The organism is Rubrimonas sp. (genome assembly GCF_036788415.1).
Classification (GTDB): domain Bacteria; phylum Pseudomonadota; class Alphaproteobacteria; order Rhodobacterales; family Rhodobacteraceae; genus Rubrimonas.
In genome coordinates, this window is sequence record NZ_DAIQNN010000247.1 from 1 (window position 1) to 1,565 (window position 1,565).

General features: G+C 67.3%; 2 protein-coding genes. Both read right to left on the reverse strand.

Annotation, left to right across the window (positions count from 1 at the left end; genetic code table 11):
- Positions 1–929, reverse strand: a 929-nt coding sequence (locus tag V7Q31_RS19155) for a sugar ABC transporter substrate-binding protein (RefSeq protein WP_333835428.1), incomplete at its 3' end; no start/stop codon positions are given.
- A 48-nt stretch (positions 930–977) separates the two neighbouring features.
- The coding region (locus tag V7Q31_RS19160; protein ID WP_333835429.1) for an ABC transporter permease at positions 978–1,565 on the reverse strand (588 nt) is incomplete at its 5' end.

Below are 1,565 nucleotides of genomic sequence, written 5' to 3' on the forward strand. Positions count from 1 at the left end.
CGCTCGATCTGGTCGGCCTGCCCGCGCATGTGCCTGATCAGGGCATCGGCGGAGTTGGCGCCCATGCTGCGCGGGTCGCGGAACACGGCGACGCCGATCTTGCCGCGGGCGACCATCTCCAGTTCGTCGGGCTGGCCGCCCATGCCGGTGACGAGCACGCGGTCGAGCTTGCCGTCGGCTTCCAGCGCCGACATGGTGCCGAGGCCCATCACCGAGTTCATGGCCACGATGGCCTCGACCTGGGGGTAGGCGATCAGCAGGCGCTCGGTCTCGTTGTAGGCCCTCTCGCGCTGGAAGTCGCCGTAGGCCTCGTAGATGACCTCGGGGGTGAAGCCTTCGGTGGCGTTCATCCCCTCGATCACGCCGTTGCCGCGGGCCTGGCTGATCTCGGAGGCGACGGGACCCCACATCATCACGATCTTGGCGGTGTCCTTGCCCTGCGCCTTGAAGTGCTCGGCGATCCAGCGCCCGGTGGCCTGCCCCATCTGGAAGTGGTTGTAGACCGACCAGTTCAGCACCGCATCCTCGAACGGGAAGCTCGACCCTTCCTTGGGCTCGTAGTCGACCATCAGCAGCTTGGTGCCGGATTCCGCGACGCGCACGAGGCCGGGGGTGTTCTGATCGAGGCTCGACGGGCCGAACACCATGTAGTCGAGGTTCAGGTTCGCCATGTTTTCGAGGATGTTGAGCATCTCGTCATGGCGGTTCGAGGCCGAGGGCGCGGCCTGGAACATGCGGTATTTCACGCCCTCGGCCTCCAGCTTCTGGCGGAAGCCGATCTCGAGCTGGCCGAACAGGTCGGTGATGTCGTGCTGGTGCGACACGAAGCCGATGCGCAGTTCGCGGTCCTGCGCCGCGGCGGGCAGGGCCGCGAGCCCGGTGGCGGCGAGGGCCGCAAGCGCGAGGCCGCGGCGGGTGAGTTTCATCATGTCAGTCCTCCCATTGTTTCTGTTGGCCTGGTTTCGAAGTCGTCGGAGTCAGCCGCGCGCGCCCTTCTGGCGCAGTTGCAGGGCCACGGCGGCGATGATCAGGGTGCCAAGGATCATCTTCTGGACGAAGAACCCTGCGCCGGTCTGGATCAGCCCGTTCTCCAGCATCCCGATCAGGTAGACGCCGAGGAAGGCCCCCACCATCGTCGAGCGTCCGCCGAACAGGTAGGTGCCGCCGAGCACGACCGCGGCGATGACGTGCAGCTCAAGCCCTTCGCCCATGGCGGCGGAGGAGGCGTTGAGGCGGCCCATCAGCACCAGCGAGGCGACGCCCGCCAGCGCGCCCTGGATGGCGTAGGTGGACGCGGTGATCAGCTTCACGTTGATCCGGGTCGCCTCCGCAGCGCGAGCGTTCGACCCGATCGCGGTGATGTAGCGCCCATAGAGCGTGCGCTCGAGCACGAACCAGCCGATCAGCGCCAGCACCAGCGCGACGTAGACGGCCAGCGGCACGCCGAAGATCACCGAGCGCCCGATGGCCGTCACCTGCGGCGGCAGGCCGGTCACGAGGTTGACGCCCATGTAGTGCTGGGTGAAGCCGCGATAGGCCACGAAGGTGCCCAGCGTCGCCAGCAG